We start from the raw sequence: 15,131 nt of genomic DNA, 5'->3' as shown, positions 1-15,131 counted from the left end.
GTCCGAGTGGCGGAATGGCAGACGCGCTAGCTTGAGGTGCTAGTGCCCTATTAACGGGCGTGGGGGTTCAAGTCCCCCCTCGGACACAACACGAAGGCGAGCGCCATGAACGCTCGCCTTTATTCATGAGCTGATGGAGTGCGCTGACGAGCGGGTTCTTCAGAACCCGACCCAGCATCGGCGCCGCGGCCGAGTTGACATGATCGTTGAGCACAATGCTCGAAAACCCCAAGCCTTCCGCCTGCTTGGCGGTCGCGACGAGGTCGCGCACCTCAACACCCGAGGCGACAACTCCGAATCGGCTGGGTTTGATCACCGCGACGCCCTACGCTTCCTGACTGACCAGTGCCGACGTCCGCTCCCGTAACTCACGCGCGCGTTGTGAGCCGTAAGTGATCCGGTGCGCGACCGACGCGGCGTTTCACGAAGTACTCGCGGAGGTGCTGCGCTACGAAGCGCCGTCACCGGTGCAGGCGCGATACGTCGCCCGCGATACGGAATGCCTCGGCCAGCTGATCGCAGAGGGCTCAATCATGTTGCTAATCAACGGATCCGCCAACCGCGACGAAGCACACTTCCCAACGGCGAACCGTTCGACATTCACCGTCGAGGTGGCACCTCAGCTTCGGCCAAGGCTGCACTTCTGCCTCGGTAGCTCGCTGGCACGCGTGCAAGCAAGGGTCGTGCTGGAACCCACGACACGTACTCCGCAGTGTCGGAACTCGTTCGAGGGTCAATACTTCTCGCGAGATTGGCACTCGGGCTCCGGCGGCGACACGACTTACGGGTCGTAATCAAGACGCGAACCCAGGTTTGCCGCTAGTCATCGGAGCCGATTTGGCGACGAAGGTGCCGGCGCACGACCATGCGCACGACGCGGCGTCGTGTGCGGGCGAGTGGACCGGTTGCGCGGATCTTGTGGGCGAAGCGTTCGCCGGACTGCTGTAGCTGGTCTTTGACATCGTCGATGTCCGTGTCGACCAGGGTGTGGTGGCGCTTGCGCCAGCGTCCGGCGACCATGACCGCTTCGATGTTGGCGATGCTGGCATGCAACGCAGCGGTGACCGGGTCGTGGGCCGGCCACAGGTTCAGTGCGCGGGCGTCGATGACGACGAGATCGGCTTGCATGCCGGGGGCGAGGTGGCCGACCCTGTCGGCCAGGCCCAGGGCGCGCGCACCGTGGACGGTTGCCCACGACAGCGCCTGCTTGCTGGTGAGCCCTGCGGTGGGAGCGCTCAGCCCGGTGCGGTGGAACTCCTGATCGTGGGCCAGGCCTCGTTGGCGGGCCAGGGTGATGCGGGCGGCGGTGAGAACTTCACCAGATACGGCCGTTTCGGTGTCGGTACCCAGCGACGGCGCGGCATCGGCCTGCAGAAGTTGTTCGGTGATCGCCGTGCAATGCCCTTGGCCGAGTTCGTTTTCCGGAGTGGTCGTGAAGGTGACTCCGGCGTCGGCGAGCTTCTTGACCCATTCGTCGGTCAGCCCGGTGCCGTGCACGATATTGGCGTGCGGCCCCCACAGGCCCGCCGCGCCGACCGCATTCCAGCCGTGTCCTGGCGTTCCGGCGCTCTGGTGCATCGATGCGATCACGTCGCGGTCGATGGCGGCCCGGAGGTCAGCGATCGCCACGTCAGGTGCCGAGAGTTGCGGGCCGTTGATTGCCATTCCCACGGTTAACAGCGCGCTGTTGGCGATGGGGCCACTGAGGACGCGGTCGATCTCGCGCACGTCGTGAGGTTTGGTGGGGCCGCCGTGAGGTGCGCCGTGGAAGAAGACGCTGCGGATGCCGGCGGTGTTCAGTGCGTCGATAGCGGCGTCGGCATGCGCTGGAGTCCGGCAGTTGTGGCACCAGTCGCCTATAGTGGTTGTGCCGCAATTGATTTGGTTCAGGGCACCGGCCAGTGTGCCGATGTACATGTCGTCGGGGCTGTATCTGCGGGCGACGTGCCCATGAGTGTGGGCCAGGTATTCCAGCAACGACCAGTCTCCGCCGGCGAACCGTAGCGCGGTCTGCCATGTGTGTAGGTGGGCGTTGACGAGTCCGGGGATGACGATGCGGTCCTTGAGGTTGACGATGTCGGCATCGGCAGGGTCAAGGCGGTGGCCCATCGCGGCGATGCGATCACCATCGATGAGGATATCGATTCGCTCGGTATCGGGCCGATTCGGCGCCAGGCTCACCACCTGGGCGTCGCGTAACAGAATTCGCGTCACTGACTGCCTCCTGTCACGCTTTCACACCGCCGATGGCGCTGGTCCGATCTGCGCTTCGGCGTGAATGGTGCATGCCGTCGACCACGCCGCAATTAACGGATACAGTGTGACCGATATTGTCGATTGGTGTCAACCCTCATCGACCGGCCCGTGGTCCTTGGTCGTACGTCAATGGGTGGTCAGGGCGCTCAGATCGGCGGCGAGGGCGCCGTTGCGGATGGGTACGCAGGCGTCGGGAAAGTGTTGGACGATCTCGGCGCCGAGTCGGTCGAGCTCATCGAGGAAGGCCGGTAGATGACACATGGCGCCGGTGGGCAGGTCGTGGATGACCACGACGCTCCAGTCCTGCTGGGCGATGTCGTGGAGGCAGCGCTGAACCCACTGTTCGGGTGAATCCCAGTCGTGGGGCACCGACGTCCACAGCACACACGTATAGCGGTGCCGTTGCAGGTAATCGATTGCTGCCGTGCTGAATACGCGTCGGTCGAGCACGCCGCCACCGGCGTACGGGCGGAACAGCTTGTCGGGGTGCGCCAATGGCCCGATGACGTCTTCGGCCGCGCCGATTTCGCGGGCGGCCAGCTCGGGATCATCGTGGTCACCGAACTGCACGGAATGAGTCATGGTGTGGTTGCCGATCCAGTGCCCATCCGCCTCGGCGCGCTCGGTCAATGTGCGGGCGTCTGGTTGGCTGAGTTGTTCACCGACAACAAAGAACGTCGCTTTGATGCCGCGGTCGGCAAGCACGTCGAGCACCTCGGCGGTCGTCTCGGTCGGGCCGTTGTCGAAGCTGAGGGTGACTTTCATTCTTTTCAGGCTCCGCGGGCGCGCAGACCGGCCACCACGAGGTCGGCGACGAATTCCGCGTGCCCACGCACTGCGGTCGGGTCGCAGGGGTCGACGGGATCGAGCATGGTCGCCAACGGAGCCAAGCTGAACGGCGAGGTACCGCCGTGGGCTACCAGGAAGTGAAGGCTGCGTACATCGACATCGGTCAGCACACCCCGGTCGACCAACGTCATCAACGGGGTGGTCAGCCGCGCATACAGCGGACGGATGTGCGCGTCGAACAGATAAGTCAACCGCGGGCTGGCATTGGCACCTTCCACCGTGACCAGTCTCAGTATCTCGGGATGGCGCGCATGGACCTCGAGGAACTGGATCAGGCCTCGCCGGAGGGCCTCCATCAGATCACTGTCTGCGAGCTCGGGGTCGATGGTGATCTCGTCGTCGATCTGACCGAACGCCCAATCCACTGCCGCGTACCAGAGATCCTCTTTGGACCCGAACCGCTGATGAATGAGGTTGTGGCTCACGCCGAGTTCACGATTGAGCGCGGCGGCCGAGGTGCCCTCATAGCCGTTCTCGGCGAACGTCTTCAGGGCCGTCGACAGAATGTCCGTCAGCGCGGCCGGTGACTCGGTGGCCGGCGGTCGGCCGCGACGCTTGGGAGTGCTCATAGCGGAAGTCTAGAACGCGATATTGACGACCATCAACTTTTGGAGCTAACCTGTCTCACGCCACTTAGTTGATGACCATCAATTTAGTGCCGGGGATGTGCCCGATGGTCCCGCTTCGCGAAGCGGTGATCGTAAAGCCCTGTCCCGATCCCTGAATTCTCCACTTTTGCAAGGACATAGCTGATGCAACGCGAAGAACACATGATCGGCGACACGTTCGCCTACCGGTTCACCGACCCGTCGTCCGACCACGTCCTGCTGGTGCAACACGGCATTGGTGGGCACGGCGGGATCTACGACAAATTCGGCGCGCACTACGCGGGCCTGGGTGCCGAGGTGTGGTGCATGGATGGCCCCGGCCATGGCCGGTCATGCGTCGACCGCCGCGCTGGACAGTTCACGCTGCGGGAATGGGTCGACGCCGCAACGGCCGTCACCGACCACATCATCGCCCACACCGGGTTACCCGTATTCATCAAGGGTTCGTCACTGGGCGCGGCGGCCGCCTATTGCGCCTACGCTGCGTCCGACGAGTACGCCGGCGCCATCCTGATGGGGCTCGCAATCCCGTCCTCGCCTCTGATTCCGTCCGAAAACCCTTTCCGTACCGAAGCATTCGAGCAGATTATCGGGTTATTCGGTCCGGCACTGCGCTTCGACATCGAGCAGTACATCGATTTCGACGAGGACTACGGCTTCCGCGGCGCGGGCCGGCAGAAACACGCCGACCCGCTCAACACCTGGAGCTATGACCTGGCCGCGTGGGGATCCATCCTGCGGTATGACCCGGCCGTGCCGTTGGCTGACAACACCAAACCCATCCTGTTCGCCGTGGGTGAGAAGGACCCGATCTTCACCCCGGATATGGCCAGGGCGGTAGCCGGCGCCACTGGCGGGCCGGTGGATCTGCACATCCACCCCGACGCTGTGCACCAACTCATGTTGTTCCACACCAGCGATTACTCGCAGGTCGTGCATGAGTGGTGTCACCGACAACTGAAGAGCAGCCACCAGCAAGGACAGGAGTGAACACAGCTATGTCGACCGTCATCCATCCGTCAGCAGTCAATCACCTCGCCATCGCGACTCGCGACATCAAAGGCCAGATCGAATTTTTCAGCACCGTATTGGGGTGTGCACTCAAGGCTTTGTATCCGATGCACGGCGCCGACGGTGTCTGGCACGGCTTTGTCGAACTGAATCCCAAGTCCTACATCGCGTTTGTCTATCACCCTGGCAATCCCGATACGAAGCAGTACGGGGTCACCCATGCCGCCGACCCGACCGCGCCTGTCGCGCCGGGGGCCATGCAGCACGTCGCGCTGTGGGTCGATACCGATGACGAACTGCTTGCTCTGCGTGACCGGATCCGCAGCCACGGTGTCCCCGTCCTCGGGCCCATCGACCACGGATTCTGCCGGTCGATGTATTTCGGCGGTCCGGAAGGAATCGTGTTGGAGTTGACCACCGGTGATTCGATCGACCCGGCGGCCTGGATTGATCCAGAAACGGTGACCACCAACGGCATCAGCGCCGAGGAGTTGGAAACCTACAAACACCCGGCACCGTTCGACCGCTCCGAGACCCCGGTCGCGCAGCCGGCCTACGACCCCTCCAAGCCGCACATGGCCTACCCCGACGAGGTCTACCAGCTGATTCTGACCATGACCGACGAGCAGGTGTCAGCGATGGTCAGCTACCCCGACCCGCCGGTGCGGCTGGACTGACCGTCATCGCCATCCACATTGAAACTCACACGAAGCGACGTTCATGAAACTAGCCAATCTTGACGGCCGCGCTGTCATCGTCACCGACGCCGGCCTCATCGACATCGCGAAGGCGTCCGGCGGATCTCTGCCCGGCCATCCCGACCAAGCTGTCGCCGCCATCGACTCCATCAGCGCTTGGCTTGATGCGCGCCAGCCCGATCCGGACGTCCATCTGACCGCCGCCGACTTACTCGCCGACCTGAGCGTGCTCGGTCCACCGGTAATTGCGCCACGCCAAATCTTCGCCGTGGGGCTGAATTACGCCGAGCACGGGGCGGAAACCGGTTTGGCGGTGCCCGACGAACCGCTGATCTTCACCAAGTTCGCGTCCTCGATCACCGGGCCGGGCGGGCTCATCCCGCTGCCCACCGCAACGTGTGATTGGGAGGTCGAGCTGGTTGTCGTGATCGGCCGTGGCGGGCGCAATATCGGCGTCGCCGACGCATTGCGGCACGTCGCAGGGTACTGCATCGGGCAGGACATCTCTGAACGGCGGTCGCAAATGGCCGGCGCCCCACCGCAATTCAGCCTGGCCAAGAGTCACCGAGGATTCAGCCCGATCGGACCCTGGGTCACAACTGTCGACGAGCTACCAGACGTCCACGATTTGGCGATCGCCACTGCGCTCGATGATGAAATCGTCCAACAGGCCGTCACCAGCGACATGATCTTCGGCGTCGAATCGCTCATCAGTCACCTCTCGACGGTCTGTGAGCTACTACCGGGCGACCTCATCTTTACCGGTACCCCAGCCGGGGTCGGGTACTCGCGCACACCGGCGCGCTACCTCACACCCGGCACTGTGGTGCGCTCAACCGTCGAGGGATTGGGCGAATTGCGTAACCCCTGCGTCGTCGCCATCGGTTAGGAGTCATCGTGTACATCGCTGCGACCGTACTGTCGATCCTGCTGGCACTGTTGATGGTTGTCACCGGCATTCCCAAGTTGCTCAACGGTGCCACGGCACGCAAGAACGCCGCGCATCTTGCGATCAGTACATCGCTGAGCCGGCTGATCGGGGTGGCCGAGATCGCTGCCGCCATCGGCCTGACCGCAGGCATGTTCATCCGCCCTATGGGCGCTGTTACCGGAGCGGCAGTGGTGTTGCTCATGGTGGGCGCCGCCATCTATCACCGCCGGGCCCGCGACCCGCTGACCGCGACGGCGCCGACCATCATGACTGCGGTCGCAGCGGTCGCTGTTGTCGTGCTTAGCGTCGCGCATTAATCACGCCGAGCCAGCCGGCTGGGCGCGCGTTTGTCGTCATGGTGCGCGAGCTGGTTCAGGCCGTGGATGAGGAGTTCCAGGCCGAAGGCGAACTCTTGCTCAAGAGGTACGGGCAGATGATCGGCCACGCTGGCGGTAGCAGGGAATGTCTGGGGGTCGAGCGTCTGCCACACCTCGCCCTCGTCCGTAGCGCTGGCCTCCGGCGGGGATAGTTGCGTGGCGAACCCGAGGACGTAGCGCGCCAGCGTGGCGCACGCTTGCGCGGCCAGCGATGGCGAGAATCCCGATTTGAGCAGCAGCGCGATCGTCTGCTCGCGCTGGGCCATCGCATTGGGCCCGATCGGAATCTTCTCGACCAACAAGGGCGCCACGTGGCGGTGGCGTCGGAATACATCAAACAGGCGGTACGCCAGAGTTTCACAGGCTTGCTGCCATGTCATGGCGTCAAGTGCCCCGTTGTCGACGTGCGCCTCGGCCAACACGCTGTCGATCACCTGGGCGACCAGCTGGGCCCGGCCGGTGAAGTGCCGGTACAACGTCGCGGTACCGGAGTCCAGGCGCTGGGCCAGGTTACGCATGGACAGGGCGTCGGCGCCCTCCTCGTCCAGGAGGGCGATAGCAGTCGCGATGATCCGGTCCAGCGGCACCGGTGGGCGGCCCCGGGATCGCCGCGGGCCCTGCCCTGCCAGCTCGGTGGCCGAAGATGACGTGCTCACGGGGCCCAGTATGACCACTCTTGACACACTGCGCAATTTCGGCAACACTGTATCCATTATGAATGTTCGCGATATCGATGTTCACTCGGACTCGCGGTTCGCCGCGGTCGACGGCATGCGGATTCATTACCGACGGTCAGGGAAGGGCCCGACGGTGGTGCTGCTGCACGGCAGCGCGTCCTCGCTGTACGGCGTGGAGGCGGTCGCGCAGCGACTGCGGGATTCCTTCGACGTGATTCGGCTGGATCTGCCGGGGTTCGGGGTGACGGGGCCGCGCCCCGACCGTGATTACCGGGTCGCCACCTACGCCGGGACGCTCGCACGCTTCTTGGACACCATCGGCGTCGAGCGATGCGCGGTGGCCGGCAACTCGTTGGGGGGCAACATCGCCTGGAACCTCGCCCTCGATCACCCCGAGCACCTGCAGCTGACCGGTTTGGTGTTGATCAACGCGACTGGCTATCCGGACAAGGAGCTGCCCGCCGCGATGGCGCTGGCGCGCAACCCGGTCGTCGGGCAACTGTTGCGACGGTTCATGCCCCGGCGCGCTGTCGAGCGCAGTCTGCGCCAGGCGGTCGGGCCGAACTCCGACATTGTCGATGCCGCGATGGTGGATCGCGCGCACCGGTTGTGGAACCGGGCCGGCAACCGCTCGGCGTTCGTGGATTTCCTGACGACCGACCAACCCGACCGAAGTGCCGATATTCCCGACATCGAGGTGCCGACCCTGGTGTTGCGCAGCGCCGACATGGACGGCCAGCACTTCACCCGCGACATCGCCGGCAGCACCGAGAAAGTCCATCCCGACGGCGGGCATCTGCTGCCCGAGGAAGATCCCGCCTGGGTGGCTGACGCGGTCACGGAGTTTCTGCAGTCCCTTCCAGCCGAGGAACGTCAATGAAGTACTTGGTCGCTGCCGGGGAAGACCGCAAGCTCGACGCCGAGGTGCGCCGGAGTCTGCGGGGCAGCTACATCCAGTTGTCGGATGGTGTAACGCATTACGAGCTCGCTGGGCCTGACGGCGGCGACGTCGTCGTGCTGACCGGCGGGCTGACCATCCCGTTGTTCTACTGGGACGAATTGGCTGTCGAGCTACATGCCCGGGGGCTGCGGACCCTGGCCTATAGCGGCTACGGGCGCGGCTATTCCGACCGCGTCGTCGCCCGCTACGACGAGGCGCTGTTTGTCCGCCAACTGCGCGAGCTCGTCGAGCTCCTCGACCTCCCCGCCACCTGCCACGTAGTGGGCACGTCGATGGGTGCGCTGATCGCGATGGCCTACGTGGGTCAACACCTCGGAAGCGCGGCCACTCTGACGCTGGTGGGCCCTGCCGGGCTGGGCCCTCAACCCGCTGCGCAGAAACTGTTGCGCAACGATCTCGCGGCCGGCGTCATCGCCAAGCGGTTCGGGCGACGCTTTCTCGAACAGCATCTGGGGCATAACGTCGCGGACCGGAATCGCGCTGCCGCACTGGCGGCCATGGTCGGCGACGCCTACCGCTACGAGGGCTCGATCTATTCCTTCTTCGAAACTCTGCAGCACTTTCCGTTGTTCGACCGCGCCGAACTCTACCGGCGCACCGGCACACTGCCGCTGCCCATCCAATTGATCTGGGGAGCAGACGATCAAGTCACCCCGATCAGCAGCCTGGGCCAGGTCCGCGAACTGCTGCAGCCCAGCCAATGCCACGTCATCGACGACTGCGGCCACATGGCGCCGTTCGAACGTCCCCTCGTCGTCGCCGACCAACTGGCGACCTTCTACGACACCTTCCACAGATCGGCTTGACCCATGACAACAACGAGCACCACTGACGTCTTGATCATCGGCGCCGGGCCTGCCGGCACCGCACTTGCGATCGACCTCGCCCGCCGCGGCGTCGCGGTACGCCTCATCGACAAGGCGCCGCACGCCTTCGACGGGTCGCGCGCCAAAGGCATCCAGCCGCGCACCCTAGAAGTTCTCGACGATTTGGGCGCCCTGCCCGACATCGTCAATCAGGGCGCCCTGTACCCGCCGATGGGAATCCATCTCGGCCCGGTCACCATCCCTTTCACAATGATGGCCAAAGGGAAACGCGGCCCCGACGTCCCCTACCCCGATACCTGGCTGATCCCGCAGCACCGCACCGACCGCGCACTGCATGCCCGGTTCGAAAGTTTGGGCCGCCGTGTCGAGTTCGGCGCCGAGCTAGTGGATTTCACCGACCACGGCACCCATGTCACGGCGCACATCGCGACCGCCGGCTGCGCCGAGGACATCACCGCGCGGTACCTTGTCGGCGCCGACGGCGGCGCCAGCCGGGTCCGCAAGGCCCTCAGCGTGGAGTTCAGCGGCTCCACCGACGAGGCTGACCGCATCCTCATCGTCGACGCAGCCGTCTCGGGTGGGCTGTCGCGCAAGTACTGGCACGTGTGGCCCGGCATCAAGGGACGCTTTGTGGGGGCCTGCCCGCTGCCGCACAGCGACAAGTTCCAGTGGATGATCCGACTTTCACCCGACGAACAACCGCCGCAAGACCTGGCGCAGATCAACGCGCGCATCCAAGCGCACACCCGCAACAAGCGGCTGGCATTGCATGACGTTGCGTGGCAGTCGGTGTTTCGCCCGAACATCCGTCTGGCCCAGAACTACCGGCGCGGCCGTGTCCTGCTGGCCGGTGACGCCGCCCACGTCCACACCCCCGCCGGAGCCCAGGGCCTCAACACCGGGATCGGCGACGCCTACAACCTGGGCTGGAAACTCGGCCAAGTGCTGGCCGGAGCAGACGATCGACTGCTCGATACCTATGAACAGGAACGCCAACCCATCGCCGCAGGCGTGCTCGGGCTATCGACCAAGAAGTATGAAGGGATCGGAAAGTTCGACCCGTCGAGCATCCGGCGCGGCAAGGACGAAAAACAACTCGCCTTGACCTATCACGGCGGGCCACTGGCGCCCCTGGCCGCCGACCGCACCGCGACACTGCGTGTCGGTGACCGCGCGCCCAACGCCGACCTCGTCACCGCCGACGGCGACCGCGTGCGGCTGTTCGACATCTACCGCGGGCCCCAGTTCACCGCCGTCGCCTACGGTCGACACGCCGCCGACGCGTTGGCTGAACTCGACTGGCCCGACAACGGCGCACAACTAACGCGCGTCATCATCGACACCGAAGGATGCGGCGGCCCTGACCGTGCGCTCAGTGACCCGACCGGACAATTCGCCAAGATCTACGGCTTGTCCCGAGACACGCTGGTGCTCATGCGCCCCGACGGCTACATCGGCCACATCGCTATCCACAACATCGCCGAAACAACCTGCGCCGCTGCGCAATCCATGACGCCGCACATTGTGCCATCAGCACCGTCGAAGCGGTCATGACCGCCAGCGCCGAGACACTCACCTCGGACGGTCAACACCTGAGGCCCAGTGGCGCCATGGCCACCGTGCTGCTGGCATACGCGTTCGCCGTGATCATGGCCGGCACCACGCTGCCCACCCCGATGTATGCCCTCTACGCCACCACCATGGGTTTCACCGTCCTCACCACCACGATGATCTACGCCGCCTACGCCGGTGGAGTGCTGGCGGCACTGGTGGTTTTCGGACGCTGGTCCGACGCAGTCGGTCGACGACCGGTCTTGCTCGCCGGGGTCGCCCTCGCGATCGCCAGCGCCGCGACGTTCCTAATCGCCGACACCGTGCCCGCACTGGTGGTGGCGCGGGTGTTGTCCGGATTGTCCGCCGGCATCTTCACCGGCACAGCCACCGCAGCGATCATCGAATCCGCACCGCCGAAATGGCGCAACCGGGCCGCCGCGACCGCCACCATCGCCAACATCGGCGGCCTTGGCGCAGGTCCCTTACTGGCCGGGGTTCTCGTCCAATACTGCCCCGCACCGCTGCACCTGGCCTTCGTGATACACATCGTGTTAGCGGTGGCGGCCGGCCTCGCCGTCGTCGCAGTGCCCGAAACAACAACAAAGACCGGACAACTCGGGATCCAGCGGCTGCGACTTCCCGTCCAAGTGCGCGGCACGTTCGCCCTCGCGGCGATCGGGATGTTCGCGGGATTTGCCTGCATGGGGCTGTTCACCGCGCTGGCACCGTCATTCCTGTCCACCATGATCGGCACCGACAACCACGCCGGAGCAGGGCTGGTCGCCAGCTGCACCTTCCTCGCCTCCGCAATCGCCCAGATAGCGGCCAACCGGATACAGCCGCAGCGCGCGATGGCCTTGGGTTGCGCAATGTTGGTGATCGGCATGATCGCCTTGGCCGCGGCGTTGGTCACCAGCTCACTAGCCGGACTCGTCGTCGCCGCCATCATTTCGGGTGCGGGACAAGGCATCAGCTTCAGCCGCGGCCTGGCTGCCATCACCGAGGCCACACCGGCCGATCAGCGGGCCGAAGTCAGCTCAGCACTGTTCGTGGTGGCCTACATCGCGATCTCCCTACCCGTCATCGGCGAAGGCCTGGTCGCCGAACGGTGGGGGCTACGCAGCGCCGGCATCGGCTTTGCCGGCACCGTCGGCATACTCGCCGCCGGCTGCCTCATCGCGCTACTAGCCCGCCAGCCGCGCCGCCAGCCAGGCCGCGCACGAAGTTGGTGTTAACGCCGCACCCTTCGCCGAGGGCGGCCGAAGCCGAGGTGAGCTCCGTTCGACGTTCAAGATCGACCTGTCAGCGTGTTCGGCGCCGTGGGGCGATGCGTTCACCGCCTCAATTGAGGGATCGCAACCCGTGTCGTAGCTGGACAACTCCCCCTCGGACACAGCGGGCGACAGGACTCAGGTCGACAGTCGCCGGTACCGGCTGAAGGTGCGGGGCGTAATCAAGACGCACTCCACGCTCGCGTACACATCGGCGCGTTCCGGCCCGCCGCACCTTTGTACGAAGACAAATAGCCTGAGCCAAAATCGTCAGAGATCAAGGCCGGGAAGCGGCCGCTGACAGATCTGGTGTGCTTCCTCGGCAGACAGTCCGAACAGGCGTAATACGTCTTCGGTAACCCGATCCGCGGCCGCTGCGTCGTCGCGTTCGGGCTCCAATTGCAGGAGTTTTCCCAGCCCGAGAAGTGCCCCGGCAGCGACGGCCAGAGCCAATTTGGGATCGTCAACGGTGAATCGGCCGGCGGCGACGCCGGCCGCGATGTCCCGTAATGCGCGTGGGCCCAGACCGCGGTCCGAGCCTATGAGGCTGAGGCCGTTGACCAGCAGGATCTGGCTCTCCTGCGGGCGGCGCCGAAACAGCCGGCCGGTCATCCGAAAGCTGCAGGCAAATGTTTCGGCCGGGTCGTCGATCGACTCGGTGAGTCGATCAAGCAGCGCGCCGTGGTTGTCGAGCACATCGGCCACGGCTGCCTCGAACAGCGCTTCCTTGCTGTCGAAGTGGTTGTAGAACGAACCCATTCCGACGTCTGCCGCCTGCGTGATTTCCAGGACCGGCACGTTGAGTCTGCCGTCGGCGATCAGCGCCTGCGCCGCCTGGATCAGGGCTGCGCGGGTGCGCTGTTTCCGCCGTTCGAGGCGGTTGACCGGCTCATCCTGCACTGCGCTCACCGGCTCAGAATAGCAGCATCGATCAGTTTTGATGATTTCGTCAGCACTTCTTGACTGAGCATTGCATCGTATGTGACGATTTCGTCAGAACGAAAGGTGTCAGGGATGAACGACCTGGTCGGCGCACATAACGAGCTCCACAGCGAGCAAGGCGCCCGGAAAGGCGAGCATTGCGGGCGCTCCCGCAACCCCGTAATCAAGGCAGCTGACATCGCCTGGCTGGAATTCGAGAAGCCGGACCTTCAGCGGGCCGAGGCGTTCGCGGCCGCCTTCGGTTTCGCCACGTCGCTACGAACCGACGAGGAACTGCATCTACGCGGCAGCGATTCGACCGCGCCGTGCGTGATCGTGCGCCGCGGCACCCGGAGCAGGTTCCTCGGAGTCGCGTTCGCCGCTGCCGACGAGGCGGACCTGCTGCGGCTGGCCACCGCGACCGGTGCACGGACCAGACCGCTGCCCGCAGCCATCGGCGGCATGGCGGTCGACCTGATCGACCCGAGCGGCGTGCCGGTGCACGTCGTGTCGGGGATGCACTCCCCCGACGCGTTGCCGTCGCAGACTCCGCACCGCTACAACATGGGACACGAGATTCACCGCATCAACGCCACCCAACGCCCGCGTCGGGAACCGACCACGGTGCAGCGGCTCGGTCACCTCGTCATGCAGTCGACGAAATACCTAGAGACATTGAACTGGTATCTCGACACCCTCGGCATGATCGTCAGCGACTTCCTGTACTTCCCGGGTCAGCGCGACCGTGGGCCCACCATGAGCTTCATCCGCTGCGACCGAGGTGCGACGCCCGCTGATCACCACACGCTGGCGCTGGCCCTCGGACCACAGAACCGCTACGTGCACTCGGCCTACCAGGTATGCGATCTCGATGCGCTGGCCGCCGGCGGCGAATACCTCACGGAGCGAGGCTATTTCCGGTCCTGGGGCATCGGGCGCCACATCCAGGGCAGTCAGCTCTTCGACTACTGGCGTGACCCTGACGGCTTCATGGTCGAGCACTTCACCGACGGCGACCTGTTCGACTCGACCCTTGAACCGGGTTGGGCCCCGTTCACCGCCTCGGGCCTGGCCCAATGGGGACCACCGGCGAGCAAGGACTTCCTCGGCACCAACCCGAAATCCCTACCGCACGAAGCACAGTCGATCTTCGCAGCCCTGCGAGGCGACAACGAATTCGATATCCACCGCCTCATCGGCCTGCTGAAAGTAGCGAACTCATGACCATCTCAATCCTGCGCACCGCCGACGCCTGGTGGGTCCAGACCGCCACCGGTGCCGTGCGTATCGACACCTCGGCCACGACCACCGGCGAGCTGCTCGCCGATCGGGCCGCCATAGACGCCGCGACGCGTGGCGGGGAGGCGGTGCCTGTCGACAGCCTCGATCTGCTCTCCCCCGTGACCGCGCCCTGCCGGGTGGTCGCCCAGATGACCAACTTCGCCTCGCACGTCAAAGACGCCGGTATGGACCCGAAGACCATCCCGCTCACCTTCTTTCGCAAGACGTCCGGTTCCATCAGTGGGCCGTTCCACGACATCGTCAAGCCGCAGCACGTGAAGTTTCTCGACTACGAGGTGGAGATCGGTCTGGTCATCGGACGCGAGCTTCCGGTCGGAACCGAGGTCACCGAGGCGAACCTCGCCGACTATGTCGCCGGCCTGGTCGTCACCAACGATGTCTCCGCCCGGGATATTCAGCTGCCGCAAACGCAGTTCTACGAAGCCAAGTCGTACCCGACATTCACGCCGGTCGGCCCGGCGCTGGTCTTGTTGACGGCTGACGAGCTCAAGCGGTTCGGCGACCTGCGCCTGGAACTGCGGGTGAGCGGCGAGGTTCGCCAGAACATGCTGGTCGACGGCGACATGATCTACAAACCCCTGCAGGCACTGCAGTCTTTGGCCCGGTTCCAGCACCTCAGTCCCGGTGACCTCGTCCTGACCGGCACGCCTGCGGGTACGGCCTTGAGCGCACCGCCCAAGCCTGTCGAGATCATCGGATCGCTGCTGCCGCCCGCCTTGAAATGGAAGGCGTTCTTCTCGCGTCAAGCCGGTAATCCCAAGTATCTGCAGCACGGGGACGTCGTGGAACTGTCGGTGGCTACCGACGACGGTGCCATCGACCTCGGCACCCAGCGCACCTCGGTGCGGTACGCGTGAGCGCGGACCGACTAAGGCCGAGCCGAGGACC

General features: G+C 64.9%; 16 protein-coding genes, 1 tRNA gene and 1 pseudogene. 12 read left to right on the top strand and 6 right to left on the bottom strand.

Translation table 11 applies throughout. The features are described from left to right. Window positions 1-86, top strand: a tRNA-Leu gene (locus tag G6N57_RS18655). Here G6N57_RS18655 and G6N57_RS18650 read toward each other — a convergent pair. Further along, window positions 68-316: a hypothetical protein gene (locus G6N57_RS18650; RefSeq protein ID WP_133118309.1), complete on the bottom strand. Its 249-nt coding sequence runs from the start codon at window positions 314-316 to the stop codon at window positions 68-70. The two genes, G6N57_RS18655 and G6N57_RS18650, sit on opposite strands and share 19 nt — an antisense overlap. Window positions 317-431: 115 nt before the next feature. Here G6N57_RS18650 and G6N57_RS18645 point away from each other — a divergent pair. Continuing rightward, a pseudogene (locus G6N57_RS18645) lies at window positions 432-794 on the top strand (cytochrome P450); the annotation flags it as partial. Window positions 795-819: 25 nt separating this feature from the next. Here the strand turns inward: G6N57_RS18645 and G6N57_RS18640 are convergent. The 3 genes from G6N57_RS18640 to G6N57_RS18630 form a co-directional block, all read right to left on the bottom strand. After that, window positions 820-2,214 carry an amidohydrolase family protein gene (locus G6N57_RS18640; RefSeq protein WP_165777758.1) on the bottom strand — a complete coding sequence of 465 codons (1,395 nt, stop codon included), beginning with the start codon at window positions 2,212-2,214 and terminating at the stop codon, window positions 820-822. A 168-nt stretch (window positions 2,215-2,382) separates the two neighbouring features. After that, entirely contained in the window at window positions 2,383-3,021 is a 639-nt protein-coding gene (locus tag G6N57_RS18635; RefSeq protein ID WP_077741098.1) for a polysaccharide deacetylase family protein, read from the bottom strand. Window positions 3,022-3,026: 5 nt separating this feature from the next. Further along, window positions 3,027-3,674, bottom strand: coding sequence for a TetR/AcrR family transcriptional regulator (locus G6N57_RS18630; protein WP_077741099.1), 648 nt, complete (start codon window positions 3,672-3,674; stop codon window positions 3,027-3,029). Window positions 3,675-3,857: 183 nt separating this feature from the next. On the opposite strand from G6N57_RS18630, the gene G6N57_RS18625 reads away from it, so the two are divergent. Genes G6N57_RS18625 through G6N57_RS18610 form a run of 4 tightly spaced genes read left to right on the top strand, consistent with a single transcriptional unit; the run spans window position 3,858 to window position 6,670 of the window. Then, window positions 3,858-4,703 (top strand): alpha/beta hydrolase, encoded by an 846-nt coding sequence (locus tag G6N57_RS18625; protein WP_077741100.1) that lies wholly within the window; start codon window positions 3,858-3,860, stop codon window positions 4,701-4,703. Window positions 4,704-4,711: 8 nt separating this feature from the next. Continuing rightward, window positions 4,712-5,401, top strand: a complete 690-nt coding sequence (locus G6N57_RS18620) for a VOC family protein (protein WP_075920086.1) — start codon at window positions 4,712-4,714, stop codon at window positions 5,399-5,401. Between the two features lie 43 nt (window positions 5,402-5,444). Beyond that, a complete protein-coding gene (locus tag G6N57_RS18615; protein WP_077741101.1) occupies window positions 5,445-6,311 on the top strand; it encodes a fumarylacetoacetate hydrolase family protein in 867 nt (288 codons plus the stop codon). Between the two features lie 8 nt (window positions 6,312-6,319). Beyond that, window positions 6,320-6,670 (top strand): DoxX family protein, encoded by a 351-nt coding sequence (locus G6N57_RS18610; protein ID WP_077741102.1) that lies wholly within the window; start codon window positions 6,320-6,322, stop codon window positions 6,668-6,670. Here G6N57_RS18610 and G6N57_RS18605 read toward each other — a convergent pair. Beyond that, window positions 6,667-7,386 carry a TetR/AcrR family transcriptional regulator gene (locus G6N57_RS18605; RefSeq protein WP_234815631.1) on the bottom strand — a complete coding sequence of 240 codons (720 nt, stop codon included), beginning with the start codon at window positions 7,384-7,386 and terminating at the stop codon, window positions 6,667-6,669. The genes G6N57_RS18610 and G6N57_RS18605 overlap by 4 nt on opposite strands. Window positions 7,387-7,444: 58 nt before the next feature. On the opposite strand from G6N57_RS18605, the gene G6N57_RS18600 reads away from it, so the two are divergent. From G6N57_RS18600 to G6N57_RS18585, 4 genes are read left to right on the top strand one after another with little or no spacing between them, the layout of a single operon-like run. Continuing rightward, entirely contained in the window at window positions 7,445-8,287 is an 843-nt protein-coding gene (locus G6N57_RS18600) for an alpha/beta fold hydrolase (RefSeq protein ID WP_065511686.1), read from the top strand. Then, the gene (locus tag G6N57_RS18595) at window positions 8,284-9,174 is read left to right on the top strand and encodes an alpha/beta fold hydrolase (RefSeq protein WP_077741104.1); all 891 of its coding nucleotides are present in this window, start codon (window positions 8,284-8,286) and stop codon (window positions 9,172-9,174) included. The genes G6N57_RS18600 and G6N57_RS18595 overlap by 4 nt, the downstream gene beginning before the upstream one ends. Window positions 9,175-9,177: 3 nt before the next feature. Further along, on the top strand, window positions 9,178-10,749 hold the full coding sequence (locus G6N57_RS18590; RefSeq protein ID WP_077741105.1) for an FAD-dependent monooxygenase: 1,572 nt from the start codon (window positions 9,178-9,180) through the stop codon (window positions 10,747-10,749). Then, window positions 10,746-11,984: an MFS transporter gene (locus tag G6N57_RS18585; RefSeq protein WP_077741106.1), complete on the top strand. Its 1,239-nt coding sequence runs from the start codon at window positions 10,746-10,748 to the stop codon at window positions 11,982-11,984. The genes G6N57_RS18590 and G6N57_RS18585 overlap by 4 nt, the downstream gene beginning before the upstream one ends. Before the next feature lie 306 nt (window positions 11,985-12,290). Here G6N57_RS18585 and G6N57_RS18580 read toward each other — a convergent pair whose 3' ends face one another. Continuing rightward, window positions 12,291-12,929, bottom strand: coding sequence for a TetR/AcrR family transcriptional regulator (locus tag G6N57_RS18580; RefSeq protein ID WP_077741107.1), 639 nt, complete (start codon window positions 12,927-12,929; stop codon window positions 12,291-12,293). A gap of 105 nt (window positions 12,930-13,034) precedes the next feature. On the opposite strand from G6N57_RS18580, the gene G6N57_RS18575 reads away from it, so the two are divergent. Beyond that, window positions 13,035-14,165: a VOC family protein gene (locus G6N57_RS18575; RefSeq protein WP_077741108.1), complete on the top strand. Its 1,131-nt coding sequence runs from the start codon at window positions 13,035-13,037 to the stop codon at window positions 14,163-14,165. Next, window positions 14,162-15,100 carry a fumarylacetoacetate hydrolase family protein gene (locus G6N57_RS18570; RefSeq protein WP_077741109.1) on the top strand — a complete coding sequence of 313 codons (939 nt, stop codon included), beginning with the start codon at window positions 14,162-14,164 and terminating at the stop codon, window positions 15,098-15,100. The genes G6N57_RS18575 and G6N57_RS18570 overlap by 4 nt, the downstream gene beginning before the upstream one ends. Window positions 15,101-15,131: the final 31 nt, after the last annotated feature.

The sequence above is a fragment of the Mycolicibacterium boenickei genome (genome assembly GCF_010731295.1).
GTDB classification, from domain to species: Bacteria; Actinomycetota; Actinomycetes; order Mycobacteriales; family Mycobacteriaceae; genus Mycobacterium; species Mycobacterium boenickei.
This window is presented reverse-complemented; position numbering and strand designations above follow the sequence as displayed.

What these genes read in the sequence shown, in the direction of transcription:
- G6N57_RS18585 (WP_077741106.1), top strand. Translation starts at nt 10,746, where the DNA reads ATGACCGCCAGCGCCGAGACACTCACCTCGGACGGTCAACACCTGAGG.
- G6N57_RS18590 (WP_077741105.1), top strand. Translation starts at nt 9,178, where the DNA reads ATGACAACAACGAGCACCACTGACGTCTTGATCATCGGCGCCGGGCCT.
- G6N57_RS18595 (WP_077741104.1), top strand. Translation starts at nt 8,284, where the DNA reads ATGAAGTACTTGGTCGCTGCCGGGGAAGACCGCAAGCTCGACGCCGAG.
- G6N57_RS18570 (WP_077741109.1), top strand. Translation starts at nt 14,162, where the DNA reads ATGACCATCTCAATCCTGCGCACCGCCGACGCCTGGTGGGTCCAGACC.
- G6N57_RS18575 (WP_077741108.1), top strand. Translation starts at nt 13,035, where the DNA reads ATGAACGACCTGGTCGGCGCACATAACGAGCTCCACAGCGAGCAAGGC.
- G6N57_RS18600 (WP_065511686.1), top strand. Translation starts at nt 7,445, where the DNA reads ATGAATGTTCGCGATATCGATGTTCACTCGGACTCGCGGTTCGCCGCG.
- G6N57_RS18635 (WP_077741098.1), bottom strand. Translation starts at nt 3,021, where the DNA reads ATGAAAGTCACCCTCAGCTTCGACAACGGCCCGACCGAGACGACCGCC.
- G6N57_RS18630 (WP_077741099.1), bottom strand. Translation starts at nt 3,674, where the DNA reads ATGAGCACTCCCAAGCGTCGCGGCCGACCGCCGGCCACCGAGTCACCG.
- G6N57_RS18615 (WP_077741101.1), top strand. Translation starts at nt 5,445, where the DNA reads ATGAAACTAGCCAATCTTGACGGCCGCGCTGTCATCGTCACCGACGCC.
- G6N57_RS18620 (WP_075920086.1), top strand. Translation starts at nt 4,712, where the DNA reads ATGTCGACCGTCATCCATCCGTCAGCAGTCAATCACCTCGCCATCGCG.
- G6N57_RS18625 (WP_077741100.1), top strand. Translation starts at nt 3,858, where the DNA reads ATGCAACGCGAAGAACACATGATCGGCGACACGTTCGCCTACCGGTTC.